The organism is Streptomyces alkaliterrae (assembly GCF_007097205.2).
Taxonomy (GTDB): Bacteria; Actinomycetota; Actinomycetes; order Streptomycetales; family Streptomycetaceae; genus Streptomyces; species Streptomyces alkaliterrae.
Genome location: NZ_VJYK02000669.1, coordinates 1 through 690, shown reverse-complemented (window position 1 = coordinate 690; position 690 = coordinate 1). Strand labels below are relative to the sequence as shown.

Genomic DNA, 690 nt, shown 5'->3' with positions numbered 1-690 from the left:
GCCCGCACCCGCTGTTCGCCGGTCTGGTCAAGGCGGCGGTCGCCCGGCGGCAGGAGGGCTGAAACGTGACGGCAACGCCGCGCGACGAACCGCGCCAGTGGCCGGTCCTGGCCAGCAGCACCCCGTTCACCGGCGCCAAGACCAGCATGGTCACCGACCGGGTGGAGATGCCCGACGGCGGCGTCATGGAGCGGGACTACCAGGCCCACCCCGGTTCCGTCGCGGTGCTCGCGCTCGACGAGCACGACCGGGTGCTGGTGCTGCGCCAGTACCGGCACCCGGTCCGGCACAAGCTCTGGGAGCTTCCCGCCGGCCTGCTCGACGTGCCCGGTGAGAACCCGCTGCACGCCGCGCAGCGGGAGCTGTACGAGGAGGCCCACGTCAAGGCCGCCGACTGGCGGGTGCTGGTCGATCTCTACACCACGCCCGGCGGCTCGGACGAGGCCGTGCGGATCTTCCTCGCCCGCGACCTCGCCGACGCCGACGGCGAGCGGTACGTCGGCCACGCCGAGGAGGCGGACATGGAGACGGGCCGGGTCCCGCTGGCCCGGCTGGTGCGCGGGGTGCTCGCCGGCGACCTGCACAACAGCTGTCTGGTCGCCGGAGTGCTGGCGGTCGGCGCCGCCCGCGCCGAGGGCGGGCCAGACGGGCTCGACGCCCTGCGGGACGCCGAGGCACCCTGGCCCGCCC

Annotated in this window: 1 protein-coding gene; it reads left to right on the top strand. The window is 75.2% G+C overall.

All coding sequences use genetic code 11. The features are described from left to right. Positions 1-65 precede the first annotated feature (65 nt). Positions 66-690, top strand: a 625-nt coding sequence (locus FNX44_RS27430; protein ID WP_323369695.1) for an NUDIX domain-containing protein, incomplete at its 3' end; no start/stop codon positions are given.